This is a genomic window from Brevundimonas sp. RM1 (genome assembly GCF_052907225.1).
Genome location: NZ_JBRERY010000001.1, coordinates 77,982 through 101,154 on the forward strand (window position 1 = coordinate 77,982; position 23,173 = coordinate 101,154).

26 protein-coding genes and 1 pseudogene are annotated in these 23,173 nt (G+C 69.9%); 23 read left to right on the forward strand and 4 right to left on the reverse strand.

Translation table 11 applies throughout. The features are described 5' to 3' along the window. The first annotated feature begins 17 nt into the window (after positions 1-17). The 7 genes from ACU5AP_RS00395 (at position 18) to ACU5AP_RS00425 (ending at position 6,360) form a co-directional block, all read left to right on the forward strand. Entirely contained in the window at positions 18-2,429 is a 2,412-nt protein-coding gene (locus ACU5AP_RS00395) for a PAS domain-containing protein (RefSeq protein WP_128720556.1), read from the forward strand. A 121-nt stretch (positions 2,430-2,550) separates the two neighbouring features. After that, entirely contained in the window at positions 2,551-3,006 is a 456-nt protein-coding gene (locus ACU5AP_RS00400) for a hypothetical protein (RefSeq protein WP_128720555.1), read from the forward strand. Next, on the forward strand, positions 2,906-4,150 hold the full coding sequence (locus ACU5AP_RS00405) for a DNA-packaging protein (RefSeq protein WP_446680652.1): 1,245 nt from the start codon (positions 2,906-2,908) through the stop codon (positions 4,148-4,150). Before ACU5AP_RS00400 ends, ACU5AP_RS00405 begins: the two co-directional genes overlap by 101 nt. Before the next feature lie 174 nt (positions 4,151-4,324). Next, positions 4,325-5,503 carry a phage portal protein gene (locus ACU5AP_RS00410; RefSeq protein WP_128720554.1) on the forward strand — a complete coding sequence of 393 codons (1,179 nt, stop codon included), beginning with the start codon at positions 4,325-4,327 and terminating at the stop codon, positions 5,501-5,503. Then, complete coding sequence (locus ACU5AP_RS00415; protein ID WP_128720553.1) at positions 5,500-5,727, forward strand: hypothetical protein; 228 nt, start codon at positions 5,500-5,502, stop codon at positions 5,725-5,727. The genes ACU5AP_RS00410 and ACU5AP_RS00415 overlap by 4 nt, the downstream gene beginning before the upstream one ends. Then, positions 5,727-6,161 carry an HK97 family phage prohead protease gene (locus ACU5AP_RS00420; RefSeq protein WP_128720552.1) on the forward strand — a complete coding sequence of 145 codons (435 nt, stop codon included), beginning with the start codon at positions 5,727-5,729 and terminating at the stop codon, positions 6,159-6,161. Before ACU5AP_RS00415 ends, ACU5AP_RS00420 begins: the two co-directional genes overlap by 1 nt. 52 nt (positions 6,162-6,213) lie before the next feature. Then, complete coding sequence (locus tag ACU5AP_RS00425; protein WP_003165818.1) at positions 6,214-6,360, forward strand: hypothetical protein; 147 nt, start codon at positions 6,214-6,216, stop codon at positions 6,358-6,360. Between the two features lie 5 nt (positions 6,361-6,365). Here ACU5AP_RS00425 and ACU5AP_RS00430 read toward each other — a convergent pair whose 3' ends face one another. Together ACU5AP_RS00430 and ACU5AP_RS00435 are read right to left on the reverse strand one after the other, a co-directional pair. Further along, complete coding sequence (locus ACU5AP_RS00430; protein ID WP_128720551.1) at positions 6,366-6,896, reverse strand: shikimate kinase; 531 nt, start codon at positions 6,894-6,896, stop codon at positions 6,366-6,368. A gap of 3 nt (positions 6,897-6,899) precedes the next feature. Continuing rightward, the gene (locus ACU5AP_RS00435; protein WP_446680653.1) at positions 6,900-7,331 is read right to left on the reverse strand and encodes a hypothetical protein; all 432 of its coding nucleotides are present in this window, start codon (positions 7,329-7,331) and stop codon (positions 6,900-6,902) included. 127 nt (positions 7,332-7,458) lie between these two features. Here ACU5AP_RS00435 and ACU5AP_RS00440 point away from each other — a divergent pair, with 127 nt between their 5' ends. From ACU5AP_RS00440 to ACU5AP_RS00475, 8 genes are all read left to right on the forward strand, one after another. Then, a complete protein-coding gene (locus tag ACU5AP_RS00440) occupies positions 7,459-8,685 on the forward strand; it encodes a phage major capsid protein (RefSeq protein ID WP_446680654.1) in 1,227 nt (408 codons plus the stop codon). A 188-nt stretch (positions 8,686-8,873) separates the two neighbouring features. After that, positions 8,874-9,140, forward strand: coding sequence for a head-tail connector protein (locus ACU5AP_RS00445; RefSeq protein ID WP_128720548.1), 267 nt, complete (start codon positions 8,874-8,876; stop codon positions 9,138-9,140). Next, the gene (locus tag ACU5AP_RS00450; protein WP_446680655.1) at positions 9,137-9,454 is read left to right on the forward strand and encodes a phage head completion protein; all 318 of its coding nucleotides are present in this window, start codon (positions 9,137-9,139) and stop codon (positions 9,452-9,454) included. Before ACU5AP_RS00445 ends, ACU5AP_RS00450 begins: the two co-directional genes overlap by 4 nt. Continuing rightward, the gene (locus ACU5AP_RS00455) at positions 9,451-9,858 is read left to right on the forward strand and encodes a DUF3168 domain-containing protein (protein WP_446680656.1); all 408 of its coding nucleotides are present in this window, start codon (positions 9,451-9,453) and stop codon (positions 9,856-9,858) included. The genes ACU5AP_RS00450 and ACU5AP_RS00455 overlap by 4 nt, the downstream gene beginning before the upstream one ends. A 1-nt stretch (position 9,859) precedes the next feature. Continuing rightward, positions 9,860-10,270 (forward strand): phage major tail protein, TP901-1 family, encoded by a 411-nt coding sequence (locus ACU5AP_RS00460; protein ID WP_446680657.1) that lies wholly within the window; start codon positions 9,860-9,862, stop codon positions 10,268-10,270. Further along, on the forward strand, positions 10,270-10,560 hold the full coding sequence (locus tag ACU5AP_RS00465; RefSeq protein WP_088410139.1) for a GTA-gp10 family protein: 291 nt from the start codon (positions 10,270-10,272) through the stop codon (positions 10,558-10,560). Before ACU5AP_RS00460 ends, ACU5AP_RS00465 begins: the two co-directional genes overlap by 1 nt. Then, the gene (locus tag ACU5AP_RS00470) at positions 10,560-10,745 is read left to right on the forward strand and encodes a phage tail assembly chaperone (protein WP_040345944.1); all 186 of its coding nucleotides are present in this window, start codon (positions 10,560-10,562) and stop codon (positions 10,743-10,745) included. The genes ACU5AP_RS00465 and ACU5AP_RS00470 overlap by 1 nt, the downstream gene beginning before the upstream one ends. Then, positions 10,738-11,265 (forward strand): phage tail tape measure protein, encoded by a 528-nt coding sequence (locus tag ACU5AP_RS00475; RefSeq protein ID WP_446680658.1) that lies wholly within the window; start codon positions 10,738-10,740, stop codon positions 11,263-11,265. Before ACU5AP_RS00470 ends, ACU5AP_RS00475 begins: the two co-directional genes overlap by 8 nt. Before the next feature lie 92 nt (positions 11,266-11,357). Here the strand turns inward: ACU5AP_RS00475 and ACU5AP_RS00480 are convergent, their stop codons facing one another. Continuing rightward, complete coding sequence (locus ACU5AP_RS00480; protein ID WP_446680659.1) at positions 11,358-12,059, reverse strand: DUF805 domain-containing protein; 702 nt, start codon at positions 12,057-12,059, stop codon at positions 11,358-11,360. Between the two features lie 163 nt (positions 12,060-12,222). On the opposite strand from ACU5AP_RS00480, the gene ACU5AP_RS00485 reads away from it, so the two are divergent. From ACU5AP_RS00485 to ACU5AP_RS00520, 8 genes and pseudogenes are all read left to right on the forward strand, one after another. Continuing rightward, entirely contained in the window at positions 12,223-12,834 is a 612-nt protein-coding gene (locus ACU5AP_RS00485) for a phage distal tail protein, Rcc01695 family (protein WP_396487642.1), read from the forward strand. A 3-nt stretch (positions 12,835-12,837) separates the two neighbouring features. Next, positions 12,838-13,491, forward strand: coding sequence for a DUF2163 domain-containing protein (locus ACU5AP_RS00490; protein WP_446680660.1), 654 nt, complete (start codon positions 12,838-12,840; stop codon positions 13,489-13,491). Beyond that, a complete protein-coding gene (locus ACU5AP_RS00495; RefSeq protein WP_128720542.1) occupies positions 13,488-13,937 on the forward strand; it encodes an NlpC/P60 family protein in 450 nt (149 codons plus the stop codon). Before ACU5AP_RS00490 ends, ACU5AP_RS00495 begins: the two co-directional genes overlap by 4 nt. Positions 13,938-13,949: 12 nt before the next feature. After that, positions 13,950-17,647, forward strand: a pseudogene (locus ACU5AP_RS00500) (baseplate multidomain protein megatron). Between the two features lie 80 nt (positions 17,648-17,727). Further along, the gene (locus ACU5AP_RS00505; RefSeq protein WP_446680661.1) at positions 17,728-18,663 is read left to right on the forward strand and encodes a DnaJ C-terminal domain-containing protein; all 936 of its coding nucleotides are present in this window, start codon (positions 17,728-17,730) and stop codon (positions 18,661-18,663) included. Between the two features lie 53 nt (positions 18,664-18,716). Then, positions 18,717-19,877, forward strand: a complete 1,161-nt coding sequence (locus ACU5AP_RS00510; RefSeq protein WP_128720540.1) for a phosphoserine transaminase — start codon at positions 18,717-18,719, stop codon at positions 19,875-19,877. Positions 19,878-19,970: 93 nt separating this feature from the next. Next, positions 19,971-21,266, forward strand: coding sequence for an adenylosuccinate synthase (locus ACU5AP_RS00515; RefSeq protein WP_128720539.1), 1,296 nt, complete (start codon positions 19,971-19,973; stop codon positions 21,264-21,266). A 77-nt stretch (positions 21,267-21,343) separates the two neighbouring features. Beyond that, positions 21,344-22,150 carry a response regulator gene (locus ACU5AP_RS00520; protein WP_312121080.1) on the forward strand — a complete coding sequence of 269 codons (807 nt, stop codon included), beginning with the start codon at positions 21,344-21,346 and terminating at the stop codon, positions 22,148-22,150. A 16-nt stretch (positions 22,151-22,166) separates the two neighbouring features. On the opposite strand, the gene rpoH is transcribed toward ACU5AP_RS00520, so the two are convergent. Next, entirely contained in the window at positions 22,167-23,051 is an 885-nt protein-coding gene (gene rpoH, locus ACU5AP_RS00525; protein ID WP_003165807.1) for an RNA polymerase sigma factor RpoH, read from the reverse strand. Between the last annotated feature and the right edge of the window lie 122 nt (positions 23,052-23,173).

A 23,173-nucleotide genomic window follows, 5' to 3' on the forward strand; every position in this document is an offset into this window, starting at 1 on the left:
GGGTAGGACGGGGGCAGATGGGCATTGTCGCAGCACAAAAGAGGGCGAGGACCGGCGCGCGGGATGCGTTTGACCGGCTGACGGCGATCGCCTGCGCGGCGTTCCGCGCGCCTCACGCCATGATCACCGTGCTGGACGAGGACCGCGCCGTCTTTCTGTCCGGCGTGGGGCTGGATGAGATCAGCATTCCGCGCATGAGCAGCGTCAGCCACGCCCTGGCGAGCCTGGGGCCCGAAGCGGTGGTGGCGGTCGAGGACGCGCTGGAGCATCCGGTCTATCGCGATCATCCGATGGTGACGGGCGAACCGCGGGTGCGCTTCTTCCTGGGGGCCACGGTATGCGCGGGCGACGGCCGTCCGGCGGGCGCCATCGGCGTGATGGACGTCAACCCGCGTCCTGCGCCGACGGAGACGGAGCTGCGGCTGATCCGCGAACTGGCCGGCCTGGCGGGCGAACTGATGGAGCACGCCGAGGCCATGCGCCAGGAGGCGGCGCGTCTGGAGACGCTGCGGCTGGCCGAGGACATGGTCGGGGTCGGGCGCTGGCGCTATGAGATCACGACGGGGGCCGTGACCTGGTCGGACGAGATCTATCGCATCCATGCGATCGCGCCGGGCGCCTTCTCGCCCAAGCTGGAGGACGTGTTCAGCCACTATCACGAAGACGACCGCGCGGAGATTCAGCGCCTGGTCGAGCGGGCGCTGAAGACGGGCGAGGGCTATACCTTCAAGCTGAGGCTGGTCGGGGCCGACGGCGTCGAGCGCGTCGTGGCGGCCGAGGGGGCGACCGAGAAGGACGCCACCGGCCGGGTGATCGCCCTGTTCGGCGTGCTGCAGGACGTGACCGAGCGCGAGCGGCTCCTGCGGGCGGCGCAGACCAATGAGCGGCGCTATCGCCTGCTGGCCGAGAACACCGGCGACGTCATCACCCGGGTCAAGATGGACGGGTCGAGCAAATACATCTCGCCGGCGATCCAGCAGCTTCTGGGCTGGACGTACGAGGAGATGAGCGGCCAGTCGACCGACTATGTCCACCCCGAGGACCGCCATCTGGTGCTGGGCGCCATCGGCAAGGCGGTGAAGACCGGCGAGCCGACCCGCCTGGAGCACCGGGCGGTGCACAAGAACGGCGAGACCGTCTGGGTCGAATGCACTTTTAAGGCTCTGAAGGACGAGCACGGCCAGGTCGATGACGTGGTGGTGGTGATCCGCGACATGACCCAGCGCAAGACGCTGGAGGCCGAGGTGCTGGAGGCCAAGGAGACCGCCGAGGCGGCGGTGCAGGCCAAGAGCGAATTCCTGGCCAATATGAGCCATGAACTGCGGACGCCGCTGACCAGCGTCATCGGCTTTTCCGGCCTGTTGCAGGGATCGGAGCATCTGCCGCCGGAAGAGCGCATCTATGTCGAGCGCATCGCCACGGCGTCGGAGGCCCTGCTGGGCGTCATCAACGACATCCTCGACTATTCCAAGCTGGAAGCCGACGCCATCGAGATGGACCCCGAGCCGTTCGACACGCGGGCCCTGGTGGACGGCGCCGCCGCCATCATCGAGAGCCAGTGCTCGCTCAAGGGGCTGATCCTGCGCGTGGTGGTGGCCGCCGATACGCCTGCGCGCCTGACCGGCGACAAGGGGCGGCTGCGCCAGGTGATGCTGAACTTCCTGTCCAATGCGGTGAAGTTCACGGCGCGGGGCGAGGTGACGCTGACGCTGAACGGACGGTTCGACGAGAGCGGCCTGTGGCGGATGCGGGCGGCGGTCAGCGACACCGGCATCGGCATACCGCCTGAAAAAATCAGCGAACTGTTCCATCGCTTCACCCAGGCCGACGCCTCGACGACGCGGGTCTATGGCGGGACGGGGCTGGGGCTGGCGATCTCGCGCCGTCTGGTCGAACTGATGGGCGGGGAGATCGGGGTGGACAGCACGCCGGGACAGGGCTCGACCTTCTGGTTCGAGGCGCCGCTGGCCGTGGCCGAGGCCGAGAACGATGCGGTCGAGACGCGTCAGGGACAGGCGGCCGACTCTGCGATCGGCGGGCGGGTGCTGATGGCCGACGACGCGGCGGCGAACCGTGAACTGGTCAGCGCCATCCTGAGAAATCTGGGGCTGGAGGTCGAGGCCGTCGCCGACGGCGCCGAAGCGGTCCATGCGGTGCATTCGGGCGCCTATGACCTGGTGCTGATGGATGTGCACATGCCGGTCATGGACGGGCTGCAGGCCACGCGCGAAATCCGCCGGATGCAGGCCGGGACCGGGCGACGGACGCCGATCCTGGCGCTGACGGCCAACGTCCAGTCGGAGCAGGTGGTGCGCTGTCTGGAGGCGGGGATGGACGGCCACCTGGCCAAGCCGATCCAGATCGCCGAACTGGCCGCCGCCCTGACGCGGTGGCTGTCCTGCGACCAACCGCCCGCGATGGCGGTATAGGCGAAGGCCATCTCGTCCCGGCTATCGCAGCCGGGGGCGCCGATCCCAGGAAATTCCCGGCTTTGCGAGGTTCTGGAGGCTGTTCGCCAGCCTGAGGACGCTGGTCCGCTATGGTTCGGTCATGGCGGGAAAAGGGGAAGAGGCGGGGCGGGCGGCGGCAGTGGCCGAATGGCTGGACGATGCGCTGGGGCGGCTGATGCAGCTGACCGACGAGGCGATCGCCGTGGTGGCCGCCGCAGAACCGCCGGCCGACGTGGCCGAGGCCGAGAAGCGGGGGCGCGCCATCGGCGTGCTGGCCCGCACGGCCAAGGCTGTGGCGGCCTTGGCGGCCTCGCCCCCTCGAAAGCCTCGCGACCCTGAAGAGGACGGAATGAGCGAAGACGATCGTGACATCACCGACGATGAAGAACGGACCGTGCGGGCAGAGCTGCAGTCTCGTCTCGATCATCTTCTCGGGGTCGCCGAGCGCAAGGGGTTTGGCGCAGCAGCGGCTGGAACAGGCGACGCGCGAGGAGCTGCTGCGGTTGCTGAGGGCGACGCCGAGGCTGAACGACGATCAGGTCTGGCCGCCGCCTGATACGGATTGGCGGACCTGGGTGCTGCTGGGCGGGCGCGGGTCGGGCAAGACCTTCGCGGGCGGGTTCTGGATGAATGAGCTGGCCAAGGCGAAGGATCGCACCTTCGCCCTGGTGGGTCCGGCGCTGCACGACGTGCGCGAGGTGATGGTCGAGGGGCCGTCGGGGCTGAAGGCGCAGGCGCCGGGCGACAACCGGCCGCGCTGGGAGGCGGGGCGGCGCCGGCTGGTCTGGCCATCGGGCGCGGCGGCCTATGCGTTTTCGGCGGAAGACCCGGACAGCCTGCGCGGGCCGCAGTTTCATGCGGCCTGGGCGGATGAGTTCTGCGCCTGGAGAAACATCGAGGCGACGCTGTCGAACCTGAGGTTCGGGCTGCGGCTGGGGGCGGATCCCAAGCTGGCGATCACGACGACGCCGCGTCCGATTCCGGCGCTGAGACGGTTGCTGGCCGAGCCGGGGGTGGTGAAGGCGCGGCTGGCGACCAAGGACAATGCGGACAATCTGGCGCCGGGGTTTCTGGGGCATCTGCAGGCGCTCTACGCCGGGACGCGGCTGGAGGCGCAGGAGATGGAGGGGCTGGTGGTCGAGGCCGACGGCGCCCTGTTCCGGGCCGAGGATCTGGCGCGGGCGCGGGGAAGCCGTCCGGCGAAGTTCGAGCGGGTGGTGGTGGCGGTCGATCCGCCCGCCAGCGCCCACGGCGACGCCTGCGGGATCGTGGCGGCGGGGCGAAAGGATAGGACGGGCTATGTGCTGGCGGATCGCTCGATGCGGGGGCTGTCGCCTGCGGGCTGGGCGCGGCGCGCAGCCGAGACGGCGCGGGAATTCGAGGCCGATCTGGTGCTGGCGGAGGCCAATCAGGGCGGGGAGATGGTGCGCAGCCTGCTGGGGCAGGCGGACTGTCCGGCGCAGGTGAGGCTGGTCCACGCCAGCCGGTCGAAGAAGGCGCGGGCGGAGCCGGTTGCGGCCTTGTACGAGCAGGGGCTGGTGGTTCACTGCGGCGCGTTTCCAGCGCTGGAAGAAGAGATGATGGCGCTGGGGAGCGAGGCGCCGGGGGGCAAGAGCCCGGATCGGGCGGATGCGCTGGTCTGGGCGCTGACGCACCTGCTGCTGGCCGGGAAGACGCAGCCGAGATTGCGGGCGTTGTGATCTGGTCCTTCTCCCTTGTGGGAGAAGGTGGACGGCGAAGCCGGACGGATGAGGGGTTTTGCGACGGCGACCGTCGGATAGGGGCAAGCGGCGGCGCAACCCCTCATCCGTCAGCACCCGGGTCAAGCCCGAGGGCTGCCACCTTCTCCCACAAGGGGAGAAGGGGAAGAGATCATGGAGAACCATATGGATTGGCGACGACCGTTCGGTCGGCGGCGCATGGCTGCGCCCGAGATCAAGGATAGCCGCGCGGGGCCGTTGATCGCCCTGACTTCGGCTGGCCGTCCCCGGTGGACGCCGCGCGACTACGCCCACCTGGCGGACGAAGGCTTCGGCAAGAACGCCGTGGCCTATCGCTGCGTGCGGATGATCGCGGAGGCGGCGGCCTCGACGCCGCTCATGGTCATGGTCGGGGGCGTGCGTACAGCGGATCATCCGTTGGCGCGGCTGATCGACAAGCCCAATCCCGAGCAGTCGGGCGGGGAGTTGATGGAGGCGCTGTACGGCGCGCTGCAGACGGCGGGCAACGCCTATGTCGAGGCGACCGGAGACGCTGATGGCGACGGGGCGCCGGACGAGCTGTGGGCGCTGAGGCCGGACCGGGTGAAGGTGGTGCCGGGGCGGGCGGGGTGGCCGGAAGCCTATGAGTATGCGGTCGGCGGGCGCGCGGTGCGGATCGCGCGGCATGGCGACGGCTGGTCGCCGGTCATGCATCTGAAGCTGTTTCACCCGACGGATGATCACTACGGGTTCTCGCCTCTGGAGGCGGCGGCCTTCGCCATCGACGTGCACAATGCGTCGGGGGCCTGGAACAAGGCGCTGCTGGACAATGCGGCGCGGCCGTCGGGGGCGCTGGTCTATGGCGCCAAGGACGGGGAGCGGCTGACGGCGGATCAGTTCGAGGCGTTGAAGGCGGAGCTGGGCGAGGCCCACGCGGGGGCGCGCAACGCCGGGCGGCCGCTGCTGCTGGAAGGCGGGCTGGACTGGAAGCCGATGAGTCTGACGCCGCACGACATGGACTTCATCGCGGGCAAACACGCGGCGGCGCGGGAGATCGCCCTGGCCTTTGGCGTGCCGCCGCAGCTTCTGGGGATTCCCGGGGATGCGACCTACGCCAACTATCGCGAGGCGAATGCCGCTTTCTGGCGCGGGACGGTGATCCCGCTGGTGAGGAAGGCGGCGGGGGCGATGACGGGGTGGCTGGGCGGGCGGTTCGTCGATTGTCGGATCGAGCCGGATCTGGATGCGGTTCCGGCCCTGCAGGTCGAGCGGGATGCGCTGTGGGCGCGGCTGAATGCGGCGAGCTTCCTGACCGACGAGGAACGGCGCCGGATGGCGGGAGTGGGCGAATGACGGATCAGGCGAGGAAGTTTCCCGTCGCCCTGATCGCGGCCCTGGCGGTGCAGACCGTCGGCGGTCTGGTGTGGGCGGGCGGGGCGGCGGCGCGAATCGCGACTCTGGAGCAGCGGGTGGACGAGCAGAGGCTGGTCGCCGAGCGGCTGGCGCGGCTGGAGGCCCAGGGCGAGGCCGTGCGCGCGGCGGTCGAGCGGATCGAACGACAGCTGGAGGGGAAGTGATGGCGACGACCGGCCGTGCGGGGGCGGCGCTGGCCATCCAGGGCTACGCCTCCCTGTGGGGCGTGGCCGATCTGAACGGCGACGTGACGGCGCGCGGGGTGTTTGCGGACAGTCTGGCCAAGACCGGCGCGGGCGGGGTGCGGATGCTGCATCAGCACGAGAGCCGCGCGGTGGTCGGCGTCTGGGACCGGATGGTCGAGGACGAGCGCGGCCTGTGGGTCGAGGGACGGATCGAGGACTGGTCCGCCGAGGCCCGCTATGCGGCCGCCCTGACGCGGGCTGGGGCGCTGGACGGGCTGTCGATCGGCTTTCGGGCGATGAAGGCGCGGCGCGACGGGCGCTTGAGGGTGCTGAGCCGGGCGGAGTTGTGGGAGGTGTCGCTGGTGACGTTTCCGATGCTGCCGGGCGCGCGGTTCAGAGCGAAAACAGATTGACGACTTCGGCCCAGCGAAGGCTGATGCGGCCTTCGCAAGGCGGGAGCGGGCGATGGACAAGAAGAGCGGCGGAACCTTTGTTCTGGGCGTGTGCGGAGGCATCATCCTGGGCGCGCTGATCGACAACATGGCCATAGGCCTGCTGTTGGGCTTCGCCGTGGGGTTCGGCCTGGTGAAGCTGAACCGCAGGAAGTCGTAGCGGACCTATCGGTCGGCCAGATGGGCGGCGATGCGCTCGGCGGCCTGGGACGGCGAGCAGGCCTCGGTGTCGATAATCAGGTCGGCGGGCGGCATGGCGGCCAGGCTGGCGTCGAAGTCGGCGCGGAGACGACGCAGCAACTCGACCGACTGAAGCTTGCCGAAGGCGGCGCGGCTGGGCTGAACGATCCGGCGTTCCTGTTCCTCGGGCGAGACGGCCAGGGCGATGAAGGTCACGGCGCCGCCGAACGGTTCGATCGCCGCCTGGACGCGCGCGGGGAAGCCGGGGTCCACCGTGGCCTCGGGCGCGAAGGTGAAGATGAGCGAGCGCCCGGCGCGGGCCGCCTCGGCGAAGGTCTGGAGCCAGAAGGCTTCGCGCAGGCGGATGAAGGGCTCGGAGCCGAAGTCGAACACGGCGCCGACGGCGTCGACGACGAAGTGGTTGTGGAACAGCGGCAGGCCAGTCAGGCGCGCCAGTTCACGGCCGACGGTCAGCTTGCCCGCGCCGACGGGGCCGTAGAGGAAGACGATCCGCATGGTTCAGAGCTTGGGCGAGGCGAGGGGGCGATCATCGCGGCGGCCGTGCAGTTCGGGCGTTTCCTGGCGGTAGCCGCGCAGGGCGATGGCGCAGGTTTCGGGCGTCTGGCGCGAGGCGACGGCGGGGCTGCGGCCTCTGTCATAGGCTTCGCGGAGGGCGCGGCGTTCGGCCTGATCGGCGGTCGGGGCGTGGCGATGGAGGTGCGCCGCGAAAGCCTGATCGCCGGCGCTGTCGCGATTGAGATGCTCGCAGGCGCCCAGGGTCTCGAACATCCGCAGATTGATCGAGGTGTAGGCCGAAAGGCGTCCCTGGCCCGGCGAGAGGCGCGGCGTCTCTGACGACGAGGCGGCGGAGGGGCGTTGAGCCGAAGCGTCATGCGCCGTGCATGACATGAGCCCAACCGCAGACACGGCGGCGACGGCGATCTTGAACATTGATCCATCCCTTGATCCGAGGACGGCGTAGCACGGTTCCCCGGATGCACGAAGGATCGCACCAGTTCCGGGCCTGGCCCGGTTGACGGCGCGCCGCAGGACGGTCGCGCATTTTTCTGGAGAGACCATGAAAGAGATCAAGACCGTCTCGGGCCATCCCGAGGCGCGCGCCGCCATGCATGAGATGATGGCCGCGTTCGAGGCGTTCAAAGGGGCCAATGACGCCCGTCTGGACGAGATCGAGAAGAAGGCTTCGGCCGATGCGCTGCTGGAGGAGAAGGTGGCGCGCATCGATCAGGCGGTGGCTCAGGCGCAGGCGCGCATGGACCGCGCGCTGAGCGAGAGCCGCCGTCCGATGTTGGGCGCCGAGCCGCCCGCCGTGGTCGCGGCGCCGGAGGCCAAGGCGGCGTGGGACGGCTATATGAAGTCGGGTCAGGCGCACGGGCTGGAGCTGAAGGCGGGGCTGTCGTCGGCGTCGAACTCGGCGGGCTATGTCGTGCCGCCGGAGACGGAGCGGGCCATCGAGCGACGTCTGATGGCGGGGTCGCCGATGCGCGAGATCGCCACGGTGCGCACGGTCGGCTCGGGCGTGTTCAGGAAGCCGGTGTCGACGGCGGGTGTTCAGGCGGGCTGGGTGGCCGAGACGGCGGCGCGGCCGGAGACGGACCCGGCGACGCTGGCGCTGCTGGAGTTCTCGTCGGCGGATCTCTACGCCTGTCCGGCGGCGACGCAGTCCCTGCTGGACGACGCCCTGATCGACCTGGACGAATGGCTGGCGGCCGAGGTTGAGGACGCCTTCGCGGCGCAGGAGACGGCGGCCTTCGTCAGCGGCGACGGGGTGAACAAGCCCAAGGGCTTCCTGGCCTATGCGACGGCGACCGAGGGGACGCAGACCTGGGGCCAAATCGGCACGGTGGCGTCGGGCGCGGCGGGCGCCTTCGCCAGCGCCAGTCCGGTCGATAAGCTGATCGACCTGATCTATGCGCCCAAGGCCCAGTATCGGCCGAACGGGCGTTTCGTGATGAACCGGCGCACGGTCTCGGCGGTGCGCAAGTTCAAGGACGCGGACGGGAACTATGTCTGGTCGCCGGCGACGCGGCCGGGCGAGACGGCCAGTCTGCTGGGCTATCCGGTCACTGAGATCGAGACGATGCCGGATGTGGCGGCGAACAGTCTGTCGATCGCGTTCGGAGACTTTGCGCGCGGCTATCTGATCGTGGATCGCGCGGGGGTGCGGGTGCTGCGCGATCCCTATTCGGCCAAGCCCTATGTGCTGTTCTACACGACCAAGCGTGTCGGCGGCGGGGTGCAGAACTTCGACGCGATCAAGCTGATGAAGTTCGCGGCCTCGTAAGGGCGATGACGGGCTTCCTTTTCCCCTGCGGGGGAGAAGGTGGCTCGCGCAGCGAGACGGATGAGGGGGACGGGGGCGGCGCGCTCTCGGTCAGCCGGTCGTCTGTTGAACCCTTCCCCTCATCCGAGCGCCTCCGGCGCCCACCTTCTCCCCCAAGGGGAGAAGGCAGCAGAACATTGGAGATTTGTATGAGCGCACCCGTGAGCCTCACGGAGGCGAAGCTGTTCCTGCGCGTCGAGCATGAGGCGGAGGACGGGCTGATCCAGACGTTGATCGACGCCGCCAAGGCGCGGGTGGAGGGGGAGGTGGGCCTGAGCCTGACCTCGACCTCTGCGGCGCCGTTGAGGCTGGCGGTGATGATGCTGGTGATGCGCGCCTATGAGCGAGGCGACGGCGAGATGAGCGCGGCGCCGGTCGAGGGGTGGATCGCGCCCTATCGCGTGGTGCGGCTGTGAGCGCGGGCGCGATGAAGGTGGTGGCGTCGCTGGTGCGGCCGGTGGCGGCGCAGACGCCCTATGGCGGGCAGGTGGTCAGCTATGAGCCGGTCGGGTCGTTGTGGCTGGCGCTGGGCGCGCGCAGGCGGCGCGAGCGAACGGAAGCGGGCGTGACGCGCGGCGTGGAGACGCTGAGCGCCACGGTGCGGGCCGATTCGAGGCTGGAGGAAGGGCTGGTCGTGCGCTTCGGCGGGGCGGACTGGGCCGTGGTCGGGATCGAGGCCGATCCGAAGGCGGCGGGCCGGGTGCGGCTGGATCTGGAGCGGGCGCGATGAAGGATCATGAAGGGGCGCTGGCGAAGGCGCTGATCGCGCATCTGGGCGGTGATGGGGCGTTGCAGGCGCTGCTGGGCGATCCGGTGCGGGTCTGGGACGAAGCGCCGTCCGGGGCGGGGTTTCCGCATCTGGTGATTGGACGGTGCGAGAGCCGGCCGCTGAACGCCGACGGCGGCGGGGTGGAGCAGCGGCTGACCCTGACCTGCGCCAGTCGGTTCAGGGGGCTGGAGGAGGCGCGGGCCGTGGCGGCGGCGGTGCGGGCGCGGCTGGCCGATGCGCCGCTGGAGGCGGACGGAGTGAGGGCGGTCAGTCTGGGCGTGACGTTTACGGACCTGTTCCGCAGCGCGGATCTGAAGCGGGCGTGGGCGGTGATGCGGTTGAGAGCCGTGACGGAGGAAATCTGAGATGAGCGCACAACGGGGCAAGGACATCCTGCTCAAGATCGAGGGCGCGGGCGGCGCCTTCATCACGGTGGCGGGGTTGAGGGCGAGGACGATCTCGCTGAACGCCAAGACGGTGGACGCGACCGACAGCGACAGCGCCGGGCGGTGGCGCGAACTGCTGGCGGGGGCGGGCGTGAAGTCGGCGGCGGTGTCGGGGCAGGGGATTTTTCGCGACGCGGCGTCGGACGCCCTGATCCGCGAGGCCTTCTTCGAGCAGGCGGCGAAGACATGGCGGCTGATCGTGCCGGACTTCGGCGTGCTGGAGGGGCCGTTCCTGGTGGCGGCGCTGGAATACGCCGGGGAGCATGAGGGCGAGGCCAGCTTTGCGCTGAGTCTGGCCAGCGCGGGCGAAGTGACGTTCTCGGCGCTGTGATGGTGAACGGCGTGCGGGGCGAGGTCGTGGCGAGGCTGGCGGGGGCGGAGCGGAAGCTGTGTCTGACGCTGGGGGCGCTGGCCGAGATCGAGACGGGGCTGGGCGTCGCCGGGATGGCGGCGCTGGCCGAGCGGATGAAGGCGCTGTCGGCGCGCGATCTGATGGTGGTGCTGGCGGCCTTGCTGCGGGGTGGCGGCGAGGCGGCGCTGGCGGAGGGGCTGGCGACGGCGCCGGTCGAGCCGCGCGAGGCGGCGGAGGCGGTGGCGAAGGCTTTTGCGGCGGCCGCCTGATGACGCCCCAAGACCGTCAATGGGCGGAGATGATGCAGGCGGCGGCGCGGATGGGCGTGGGGCCGGAGGGCTTCTGGCGGCTGTCGCTTAAGGAATGGCGGATGCTGACGGCGGGGCCGGCTCAGGCCGCGCCGCTGGGGCGCGGCGAACTGGAGCGGATGCAGGAGAGGTGGCCGGATGACTGATGGTTTCAGACCGGACGGGATCGACGCCGTGCCGGTGAAGGCGGCGGAGGCCGCGGCGGCGCTGGAGGCGCTGAAAGAGCCGGCGGAGCGGGCGGCGGCCTCGATCGAGGACGCCTTCGGGCGCGCGGGGGCCAGCCTGACGCGGTCGCTGACGCGGGCGGCGGCGGATGGAGAGGTGACGCTGGCCGAACTGGCGCGGGCGGTGCTGAACGTGGTCAATGCGGCGGCGGGCGCGCGCGGCGGGGGCGGGCTGGCGGGGGCGATAGCGGCGGCGCTGGGCGGTTTCGGCGGGGCGCGGGCGGACGGCGGGCCGGTGATGGGCGGGGGCGCCTATCTGGTCGGCGAGCGCGGGCCGGAGGTGTTCCGTCCGTCGGGCGCGGGGACGATCGAGCCGTTGGGCGGCGCGACCGGAGTGACGGTCAACGTCACGGTGGACGGCGGGGCCGAGGGGTTGCTGCGGTCAGAGACGCAGATCGCACGGATGCTGGCGCGGGCGACGGCGCTGGGCGCGCGCGGCTAGCGGCGCTTAAGCAGGGAGGGGCTGTGCGTCGAACGACAGCGCCAACAAAAAAGGGACGCCCGGAGGCGTCCCTTTGCAGACCGATGGGTCGATTATTCGCCCTTGGGATTGGGGCCGAACTTGTTGTCGCCCTTCTGGCTGTCGGAGATGCCGATCCAGAGCAGGAAGCCCAGGCCGACGAGCAGCATGATGCTGAGGCCGCCCATCATGGAGCCCAGCATGGACAGGGCCACGGAGGGATCTTCGCTCTCGAAGGCCTGCGGGTTGGTGATGATGGCGGTGCCGACGGCGCCGATGATCATGAAGAAGCCGATGATGTTGGCGACCCAGGGGATGACGGCGAACCAGCCCGACTTGCCCATGTCGTGCAGGCGCTTCACCGTGATGGCCAGGTTCGGCCAGATCAGCCCGAGCGAGATCAGGCCGCCGAGGATGGGAATCCAGCCCAGCACCACGCCGGCGCCGAGCAGGATCAGCCAGCTGATCCAGAAATGCTGGCGGCGCAGGCGGCCGTTGAAGGACAGCATGGCCGTGGCGAAGTCATAGGCGCCGAGCGGGGCGCCGCCCGTCGACGAGGCGGCGGCCTGGCCGAAGGCCGCCGCGGGGGCGGTGGAGGCCAGGATCATGATCTGGGTCGCCTCCATGCCTTCCGGCACGAAGTCGACGCGAGCGCCGACGGCGACGGTTCCGCCAGCCTGGATGTCCGCGCGCGTGAAGCCGTAGCGGATGCTGTCGTCGCCGCTGATCAGGCCCGTGCCCGAGACGTCGTCATAGCTGAGAATTTCGCCGCGCACGCGGATCTCCTGTCTTGTTTCCGGCCTGGCCGTGTTGTGACGAAAGCATGGCTGAGCCTGGCCGTTCGGACAACCCGAAGACTGCCGTCGGGTGAAGTTTCTCGCGAAACGTTCGCAATCTGTCCCGCGACGGGACGCAATCCACATCAAGTAGCGAGGACGCATGGCCTTTCATGAGGTGCGCCTGCCTGCGCGGCTGGCGTTCGGCTCGACCGGCGGGGTCGAGCGGAGGACGGAGATCACGACGCTGGCGTCAGGGTTCGAGCGCCGCTCGACGCCCTGGGCGGACGGGCGCAGGCGCTATCTGATCGGGGCGGGTTTGCGGTCGCTGGACGATATGGCGGCGCTGACGGCGTTTTTCGAAGCGCGGCGCGGGCGGCTGCACGGGTTCCGGTTTCGCGACTTCGCGGACTTCAGGAGCGGAGCGCCGGGGGCGGCGGTGACGCCGCTGGATCAGGCGATCGGGACGGGCGACGGGCAGGCGCGCGTCTTTCAGTTGAGCAAGGCCTATGGCGATCATCGACGCCTCATCGCCAAGCCGGTCGAGGGATCGGTGCGGGTGGCCGTGGCGGGCGTGGAGACGGCGGCCTTCAATCTGGAGACAACGACGGGGCGGGTGATGCTGGCGACGCCGCCGCCGCAGGGCGCGGCGGTGACGGCGGGCTTCGCCTTTGACGTGCCGGTGCGGTTCGACGCGGACCGGATGGAGGTGACGTTGGAGAGCTTCGGCGCCGGGCGGATGGTCGCCATGCCGCTGATCGAGGTGCGGGTCTGAGCCATGCGGAATGTTCCGGACGAACTGGCCGCCCGCATCGAGAGCGGGGCGGCGACGCTATGTCATGTCTGGCTGCTGAGGCGGGCGGACGGGCGGGCGATGGGTTTCACCGACCATGACCGCGATCTGGAGGTCGAGGGCGTGGCGTGCCGGGCGGCCAGCGGCTGGACCGGCGGGGCGGGCGACGGCGAGGTCGGGTTGGCGGCGGGTGCGCTGTCGGCGTCGGGCGGGCTGGATGATGCGGCGATCACCGAAGAAGACATAGCGGCGGGGCGGTATGACGCCGCCGAGGTCGAGCTGTGGCGCGTGGACTGGATGCGGCCGGACCTGAGGGTGCGGCTGTGGAAGGGAAGGCTGGCGCGGATACGGCGTGAGAACGGGCGCTTCGTCGCCGATCTGGACGGGCCGATGGCGGCGCTGGAGCGGGTGGTCGGTCGGACCTATGGCCGGGGCTGCGACGCGGTGTTGGGCGATGGACGGTGCGGGCTGGATGCGGCGGCGGTCGCGGGGCGCAACCGCGACAAGCGGTGGGCGACCTGTACGGGGGTGTTCGGGAACGGGGTCAATTTCCAGGGCTTTCCGGACATTCCGGGCGAAGATTTCCTGACGGCGCGACCTGCGGCGGGACGCAATGACGGCCGGAGCCGCAGGCGATGAGGGATGCCGAACGGCGCGCGCGGGTCGTGGCGGCGGCGCGGGGGTGGCTGGGGACGCCCTATCGACATCAGGCCAGCGTGAAGGGCGAGGGGGCGGACTGTCTGGGCCTGGTGCGCGGGGTGTGGCGCGAGGCAGTCGGCGAGGAGCCGGAGGCGCCGCCGCCCTATCGTCCCGACTGGGCCGAGGTCGGGGGCGAGGAGGCGCTGTGGGCCGCGGCGCGGCGGCGGCTGGTGGAGATCGCGCCGGAGCAGGCGGGGCTGGGCGATGTGCTGCTGTTCCGCATGGCGGCGCGCTGTCCGGCCAAGCATTGCGCCGTGTTGAGCGCGGTCGAAGGGCCGGAGCGGCGGATGATCCACGCCTATTGGGGGCGGTCAGTGGTCGAAAGCTGGATGGGGGCGTGGTGGCGCAGGCGTTTGGTCGCGGCGTTTCGCTGGCCGAATTTCTAAGAAGGAGCAGGCATGGCGCAGGTCGTTCTGGGCGGGATCGGGTCGGCGCTGGGCGGACCGATCGGGGGCTTTATCGGCGGGGTTCTGGGGCGGGCGGCGGATAACTGGCTGGTCGCCGGCCTGTCGCCCGCGCGGCAGGTCGGGCCGAGGCTGGAGGGGCTGAAACTGCAGTCCTCGGCCGAGGGGGCGCCGATGGCCTGCGTCTTCGGAAGGGCGCGGGTGGTCGGCCAGGTGATCTGGGCCGCGCGCTTTCTGGAGAGGAAGGAGAAGCGGTCGGGCGGCAAGGGCGGCCAGAAGACGGTCGACTACGCCTATTCGCTGAGCTTCGCCGTGGCCCTGTGCGAGGGGGCGATCGACGGGATCGGGCGGGTGTGGGCCGACGGGCAGCCGATGGATATGGCGGGCGTGACGATGCGGTTGCATCGCGGGACCGAGGATCAGACGCCCGACCCGCTGATCGAGGCGGTGGAGGGGCGGGCGCCCGCCTATCGCGGTACGGCCTATGTGGTGTTCGAGGATCTGCCGCTGGACGCCTATGGCGACCGGCCGCCGCAGCTGGCGTTCGAGGTGTTCCGGCGGCCGCAGGGGGCGGCGCCGCAGCTGGAAGACCGGCTGGAGGGCGTGTGCCTGATCCCCGGCGCGGGAGAGTTCTGCCTGGCGACCGAGCCGGTGATGCGGCGCGAGGGGCTGGCGAAGTCCACGCCGGAGAACGTGCATCTGACGGCGGGTCAGACGGACCTGGAGGCCTCGTTGGATCAGCTGACGGCGCAGGCGCCGAGGTTGAAGCGGGTCAGTCTGGTGGTCGGCTGGTTCGGCGATGACGTGCGGATGGGCCATTGCCGTATCCGGCCGGGGGTGGAGCGGCGGGACAAGCCGACACAGCCTCTGGTCTGGGGCGTGGCGGGGATGACGCGCGCGGACGCGCATCTGATCAGCCGGGTCGAAGACGGAGAGGGCGGCGAAGGCCCGGCCTATGGAGGGACGCCGTCGGATCAGAGCGTGCGGCAGGCGATCCGGGCGCTGAAGGCGCGCGGGCTGGAGGTGACGCTGTATCCCTTCGTCTTCATGGACTGCCCCGGCTATCCGTGGCGGGGGCGGATCGCGGGGACGGACGGGGCGGGGGCGGCGGTTGAGGTCGCGGCCCTGTTCGGCACGGCTGGGGGCTGAGGCGGCTGGCGCTGCATTATGCCCGGATGGCGGCGGATGAGGGGGCGGACGGCCTGCTGATCGGCTCGGAGATGCGGGGGCTGACCTGGACGCGGGATGCGAACGGGGGCTTTCCGGCGGTGGCGCAGTTTCGGGCGCTGGCGGCGGAGTGCCGGGCGGTGGTCGGGTCGCGGGTCAAGCTGAGCTACGCCGCCGACTGGTCGGAGTATTTCGGCTGGCAGAGGGACGGAGAGGTTCGGTTTCACCTCGATCCTTTGTGGGCGGACCCGAATATCGATTACGTCGGCATCGATTGGTATCCGCCGATGGGCGACTGGCGCGGCGGCGACGGCGGGCGGGACGCCGAAGATTTCAAAGGGCCGTCGGACCCGGCCTATCTGGCGGCGCAGGTCGCGGGCGGCGAGGGGTATGACTGGTTCTACGCCGGCGCGGCGGATCGGGCGGCGCAGCGGCGCACGGCGATCACGGACGGCGCCCACGGCGAAGACTGGATCTGGCGTTATAAGGATCTGAAGGGCTGGTGGTCGAACCGGCATCATGAGCGCGTGGGCGGCGTGCGGCAGGCGGCGCCGACGGACTGGGTTCCCGGGATGAAGCCGATCCGGCTGACCGAGTTCGGCTGTGCGGCGGTGGATCGCGGGGGCAATGCGCCCAACCTGTTCCAGGACCCCAAGAGCAGCGAGAACGCGTTGCCGCCGCACTCGACCGGGACGCGCGACGATCGGATGCAGCGGCGGCTGATCGAGGCGGTGCTGGGGCACTATGCACAGCCGGCGAACAATCCGATCTCGGGCGTCTATGGCGGGCCGATGCTGCAGGGTGCGGACGTCTGGTGCTGGGATGCGCGGCCCTATCCGGCGTTTCCGGCGCTGGGTGAAGTGTGGGCGGACGCGGGCGCCTGGCGCACGGGGCACTGGCTGAACGGGCGGATGGGCGGCGATGCGCGCGGGCTGATCGAGGCGATCCTGAAGCGAGGCGGTCTGGCGGAGACGGACTTCACGGTCGGGGGGGTGGACGGCGGGGTGACGGGCTATGTCATCGACCGGCCGATGGCGACGAAGGATGCGCTGTCGCCGCTGGTGCAGGCGCTGGGGGCGACGACGGCCGAGCGGGATGGTCGGGTGGCCGTGTTGGGCGAGACGGCGCGGGAGATGACGCTGCATCAGGCGGCGCTGGCCCTGCCCGACAAGGGCGGGAGCGAGGCGGCGGATCGTCGGCTGACGCCTCGGCCGGGGGCGGCGCGGCTGCGCTTCATCGACGAGGCGGCGGACTATCAGCTGGGTGCGGTGACGGTGCGCGGCGACGGCGAGGGCGGCGGCGTGGACGCGGCGCTGCCCGCCGTAGTCGGGACCGGGCTGGCGACGGCGGCGGCGCAGCGGCTGTTGCAGGGCGAGGCGGCCGAGCGGTTGACGCTGAAGCTGGGGCCGCTGGAGGCGCTGAGGCTGGAGCCGGGCGATGTGACGGCGGTGGAGGGCCGTGCGGGCGACTGGCGCGTCGAGCGGCTGGACTGGGATGAGACGCCCAGCGCGACCTTGACCCCGATGGTTGAGGTGGTCGTTGTGGACGCGCCCGAGGATTGGCGTGGAGACGGCGGCGGCGCGGGAACGCCGGGGGCCCCGTTCCTGATGCTGTTGGACCTGCCGCCGCTGCCGGGCGAGGAGGCGGACGGGCGGCCGGTGGTCGCAGCGGCGGCGGAGCCGTGGACGCCGATGGCGCTGCATGGCGGGGTCTCGGTCGACAGTCTGACGCATAGGGCGGTGGTGAAGACGCCCGCGACGGTGGGCACGCTGACGGCGCCGCTGCGGCCCGGCGTGGTCGGGCGCTGGGACGAGACGGGCGTGCTGAGCGTGCGGATCGAGGGGCAGGCGCCGCAGAGCCGGGCGGTCGAGGCGGTGCTGTCGGGCGCCAATCTGCTGGCGGTGCGCAGTGCGGACGGGTGGGAGCTGGCGCAGTTCCGCCGGGCCGAACTGATCGGCGGCGACGTGTGGCGGCTGAGCGGCCTGTTGCGCGGGCAGCAGGGGACGGAAGAGGCGGCGGCGCGCGGGGCGGAGCCGGGGGCGTTGGTCGTCGTGCTGGAGCGCGGCATGGCGCGGGCCCAGGTCGATGCGGTCGAGCGCGGATTGCCGCGGGTCTGGCGAGCGGGGCCTGTGGGTTCGCCGCCGGGCGGGACGGGGACGACGGAGGTGAGCTTCGCCTGGAGCAACCGGAACGCGGCGCCGTGGCGACCGGCGCATCTGAAGGCGAGCCCAGAAGGCGGCGGATGGCGGTTGAACTGGCTGCCGCGCGTGCGGCAGGACGGCGACGGCTGGGAGGGCGAGCCGGTCGAGGTCGATCCGAGACGGTTCCGGGTGCGGGTGCTGGACGGGGCCGTCGTGCGCCGGATCTGGGAGGTCGAGGGGCTGGCGGCCGTCTACAGCGCGGTCGAGGTCGCGGCGGACTTTCCGGGCGGCGTCGGCTCCATAGCCAAGGTCGCCGTGGCCCAGTGGGGCGACGGGTACGGCTGGGGCGCGGAGGCGATAGTTCCGCTGGTCCTGCCGATCTAAACCATGTCGGCCCCTTTCGGCGGGCGGGCGCATGGCTTAACTGACGCTCTGGTCTGTATTGATCCGGAGTGGAGCGAAAATTGGCTGGCGATCCCTATCAGGAACTGGGCGTTTCCAAGGGCGCGAGCGCGGACGAGATCAAGAAGGCGTTCCGCAAGCTGGCCAAGGAACTGCACCCCGACAAGAACCCCGGCGACAAGGCCGCCGAGGAACGGTTCAAGCGCATCACCGCCGCCTTCGACCTGTTGGGCGACGCCGAGAAACGCGCCAAATATGATCGCGGCGAGATAGACGCCGACGGACGCGAGCAGTTCCGCGGCTTCGGCGGGGGGGCGCAGGGCGGACGGCCGGGCGGCGGCGGTTTCGGGGGCTTCGGCTTCGGCGGGCGCGGCGAGGGCGGTCCCGGCGGCCGGGCCAGCCTCGACGACATCGATCTGGAAGAGATTTTCGGCGCTTTCGGCGGCGGCGGGCGTGGGGCTGGGCGTGGGTTCGGCGGCGGGCGCGGCCAGGACGTGCGGGCGACACTGGACATCAGCCTTGAGGACGCCATCGCCGGGACGACGCGGCGCATCCAGTTCTCGGATGGGCGGATGCTGGATGTGGCCATTCCCAAGGGCGCTTCCGAAGGCCAGGTGATCCGGCTGAAGGGGCAGGGCGCGCCGGGGCGGGGCGGTCAGGCGGGCGACGCCCTGATCGAACTGCGCATCCAGCCGCATCCGGTGTTCAAGCGCGACGGCGCCGATCTGACGATGGATCTGGCGGTGTCGGTCCCCGACGCGGTGCTAGGCGGGAAGATCCAGGTGCCGACGCCCGAGGGCGCGGTGATGATGACCATCCCTAAGGGCTCGAACTCGGGCAAGGTGCTGCGGCTGAAGGGGCGCGGGGCCCATGCGAACGGCAAGCGCGGCGATCTGCTGGCGAAACTGGTGGTGACGCTGCCGGAGACGCCGGACGACGAACTGGTCCGGTTTGCGACCGAATGGCGTGAGCGCCGGCCCTACAAGCCCGGCCGTTGATGGCCTAAGGGCTTAGCTTCCTTCTTCTCCTCCCCGAGACTGTAGAGACCGTCATGACGCCCAAGCCCGCCGCCAAGCCCGCTCGCCCCTGGTTCTCGGCCGGGCCGACGGCCAAGCGTCCGGGCTGGTCGCTGGCGGGACTGCCGACGAACCTGATGGGCCGGGGCATCCGCGCGCCGGAAGTGGCCGAGCGGTTCGCGCATGGGCTGAAGCTGACGCGCGAAGTGCTGAGTCCGCCGGACGACTATGTGCTGCTCTATACGCCGGGGTCGGACACGGGCGCGGTCGAGGCGGCGCTGTGGTGCATGCTGGGCGAGCGGCCGGTGCAGGTCGTCGCCTATGAAAATTTCGGCCAGGTCTGGGCGACGGACGTGCGCGATCACTTGAAGTTGGAGCCGGAAGTGCTGACGGCGCCGTGGGGCGAACTGCCTGACCTGTCGAAGGTCGATCCGAAGAAGGACGTGGTGTTTCCGTGGAACGGCACGACCTCGGGCGTGCGCGTGCCGGACGGGGATTGGATCGCCGATGATCGCGAGGGGCTGACCATCTGCGACGCGACCTCGGCGGCGTTTGCGATGGACCTGCCGTGGGACAAGCTGGATGTGACGACCTTCAGCTTCCAGAAGGCGCTGGGCGGCGAGGCGGGCATCGGCCTGATGGTGCTGTCGCCGCGCGCCGTGGCGCGGCTGGATACCTATCGCCCCGATCGGGCCGTGCCCAAGGTGCTGCGGATCGTCGACAAGAAGGGTTTTGACCGGACCCTGGCGGACGGGGTGGTGATGAACACCTTCTCGGTCCTGACCATCGAGGACTGGATCGACGCGCTGGACTGGGCGAAGGGCGCAGGCGGCCTGCCTGCGCTGATCGCGCGCACAGACGCCAACTATGCGGCCCTGGCCGAGTGGGTGGAGCGGACCGACTGGATCGACTTCCTGCCGGAACGCCCCGAAATCCGCTCGACCACGTCGGTCTGTCTGAAGTTCGTCGATCCGCGTATCGCGGCGATGGACGAGGCGGGACAGAAGGCCTTCGTGAAGCGGTTCAAGGGGCTGCTGGAAGGCGAGGGGGCGGTCTATGACATGGAGCCGCATCGTTATGCGCCTCCGGGCTTGCGCCTGTGGTGCGGCTGTACGGTGGAAACGGCGGACGTCGTGGCCGCGACGCCATGGCTGGAGTGGGCGTTCCAGGCGGCGGTCGACGAACTGGCCGGATAATTCTGTCGCCCATTCTACGCCCTTTGGGGGGCGACTCCGGACGATTCAGGGGTTATAGGCTCCCACCGCATTCTGGATTGCGGAGAAACGGTCTTGGCTAACGTCGCAGTGGTCGGCGCCCAATGGGGCGACGAGGGCAAGGGCAAGATTGTCGACTGGCTGTCGAACCGGGCCGACATGGTCGTGCGGTTCCAGGGCGGCCATAACGCCGGGCATACGCTGGTCGTCGACGGCAAGGTCTACAAGCTGGCGCTGCTGCCGTCGGGCGTGGTGCAGGGCAAGCCCTCGATCATCGGCAACGGCGTGGTCGTGGACCCCTGGCACCTGGTCGGCGAGATCGAGAAGATCCAGGCCCAGGGCGTGGCCATCACCCCTGACATCCTGACCATCGCCGACAACGCCTGCCTGATCCTGCCGATCCATCCGGCGCTGGACGTGGCGCGCGAAGCCGCCGCCAGCGCGCCGGGCGCCAAGATCGGCACGACCGGACGCGGCATCGGCCCGGCCTATGAGGACAAGGTGGGGCGTCGGGCCATCCGCGTCTGCGACCTGGCCAATGAAGACGACCTGAAGATCAAGATCGACCGCCTGCGCTCGCACCATGATCCGCTGCGCGCAGGTCTGGGACTGGAGCCGATCGACCCGGCGGCCCTGTTGGCGCAACTGCTGGAGATCGCGCCGAAGATCCTGCCCTACGTCAAGCCGGCGTGGCGGGTGCTGGACGCCGCGCAGAAGGCGGGCAAGCGCGTGCTGTTCGAAGGGGCCCAGGGCGCCTTCCTGGACGTGGATCACGGCACCTATCCCTATGTGACCAGTTCGAACACCATCGCCGGACAGGCGGCGGCGGGGTCGGGCGTCGGTCCGCGCGGCGTCGGCTATGTGCTGGGCATCGTGAAGGCCTATACGACCCGCGTCGGTGAAGGCCCCTTCGCCTGCGAACTGAACGACGAGGTCGGCGAACATCTGGCTGTGGTCGGTCGCGAGGTCGGCGTGAACACCGGCCGGGCGCGTCGCTGCGGCTGGTTCGACGCGGTGCTGGTGCGCCAGTCGGTGGCGATCAACGGCATCGACGGCATCGCCCTGACCAAGCTGGACGTGCTGGACGGGTTGAAGACGCTGAAGATTTGCGTCGGCTATCGCATCAACGGCGAGGTGCTGGATTATCTGCCGTCCAGCCTAAAGGATCAGGCCTCGGCCGAGCCGGTGTTCGAAGAGCTGGAAGGCTGGAACGAAAGCACGGCTGGCGTCCGCAGCTTCAAGGATTTGAACGCCCATGCGCTGAAGTATGTGCGGCGGATCGAGGAGCTGATCGGCGCGCCGGTGGCCCTGCTGTCGACCAGCCCCGAGCGGGACGACACCATTCTGATGCGCGATCCTTTCCAAGGTTGAGTTTACGTTTTTGGGCTGAGGCAACATCGCCTTAACCCGTGGGGCATAGGGTCGGGCTCTGGAATGGAGCTCGCCCCGTGTTCGCCCTAGACGCCAAGACGATGCAGAGGATCGCGCCGGTGGTTCGGCGTGTGCTGATCGTCGACCCCAATCCCGCCGCCGCGCGCCTGTTGATGGACCTGCTGAAGGGGTTCGGATCGCGCGAAGTCGTGGTCGAGGGCGACGAGGCGCGGGTGCTGGACCTGGCGCGCGAGATGGAGCCGGGCCTGATCTGCACCGAGCGGGCGGGGCCGAAGCTGGACGGCGAGGCCCTGGTGCGGCGCATCCGTCGCTCCAGCCTGTCATGCCGCCGCGCGCCGATCATCATGGTGACGGCCGAGGCGACCGCCAGCGCCATCAAGGGCGCGCGGGATTCCGGCGTGCACGAATTCCTGAGAAAACCCTTCACCAGCGGCGATCTGCAACGACGGATCGAGAACCTGGCGACCAAGCCGCGCGACTGGGTCGAGGCGGTGGGCTATGTCGGGCCGGATCGGCGACGCTTCAACTCGGACGACTACGCCGGGCCGCAGAAGCGCAAGGCGGACAAGCCGCGTTCCGGCGCCGAGGCCGCGGTGGCGGTCAAGGATCAGGCTATGCGGATCCTGTTTTCGGCCCTGACGCAGTTCGACAGCGATCCGATGCAGGCCGTGCGAGCCATCAAGCAGCAGGCCGAGACCCTGAAAGCGCTGGCCATCAAGACCGGCGACGCGCCGCTGGCGATCGCCGCAGCGGGTCTGGATACGGTGCTGGCCGCCGGGGCGCCGACCAAGGTCGCGCTAACGGCGCCGGTTCAGGCGGTGCTGAAGCTGGCGCCGCCCGAGACCCTGGCGCGGGCAGGGTAGTGAGCCCTGGTCGACGTCAGGCGTCGACCAGGTTCCGTTCCTCGGCCGCAGCGCGCATGGCCTTCTGCAGCTTTTCGAAGGCGCGCACCTCGATCTGACGCACGCGCTCGCGGCTGACGCCGTACTGGCCGGCGAGTTCTTCCAGCGTGACGGGGTCGTCCTTGAGGCGGCGCTCGGTCAGGATGTGCTTCTCGCGGTCGGTCAGTTCCTCCATGGCCTCTTGCAGCAGGCTCATGCGGATCGACTTTTCCTCGTTTTCGGCGAGTTGGGTTTCCTGGCTGACGGCGTCGTCGTCGGCCAGCCAGTCCTGCCACTCGCTTTCGCCGTCCGCGCGCAGCGGGGCGTTCAGCGAGGCGTCGCCGCCGAGGCGGCGGTTCATGTTGGTGACTTCTTCTTCCGACACGCCCAGCTTGGTGGCGATGGCCGTCAGATGCTCAGGGTGCAGGTCGCCTTCCTCGAAAGCCGAGATCTGGCTCTTGGCCTTGCGCAGGTTGAAGAAGAGCTTCTTTTGGGCGGCCGTGGTGCCCATCTTCACCAGGGACCAGGAGCGCAGGATGTATTCCTGGATCGAGGCGCGAATCCACCACATGGCGTAGGTCGCCAGGCGGAAGCCCTTGTCGGGATCGAATTTCTTGACGGCCTGCATCAGGCCGACGTTGCCCTCGGAGATCACCTCGCCGATCGGCAGGCCATAGCCGCGATAACCCATGGCGATCTTGGCCACGAGGCGCAGGTGAGAGGTCACGAGACGGTGGGCGGCCTCAGGATCCTGGTGTTCGCTCCACCGCTTGGCGAGCATGAACTCCTCATCCTTGGTCAGCATGGGAAACTTACGGATTTCCGTAAGATAACGGGACAGTCCCTGTTCAGGCGACATCACCGTCAGCGTATTGTTGGCCATATGGTCCCTCCGGCTACATGAGCTGGCGTTGCGGTTCCGACCACATGACGTGCGTCATCACCTCGCCCCTCAACTGACAAGATGGGAATCCGTTGCCCGAAGCGAAAGGGGCGGATTGTCCC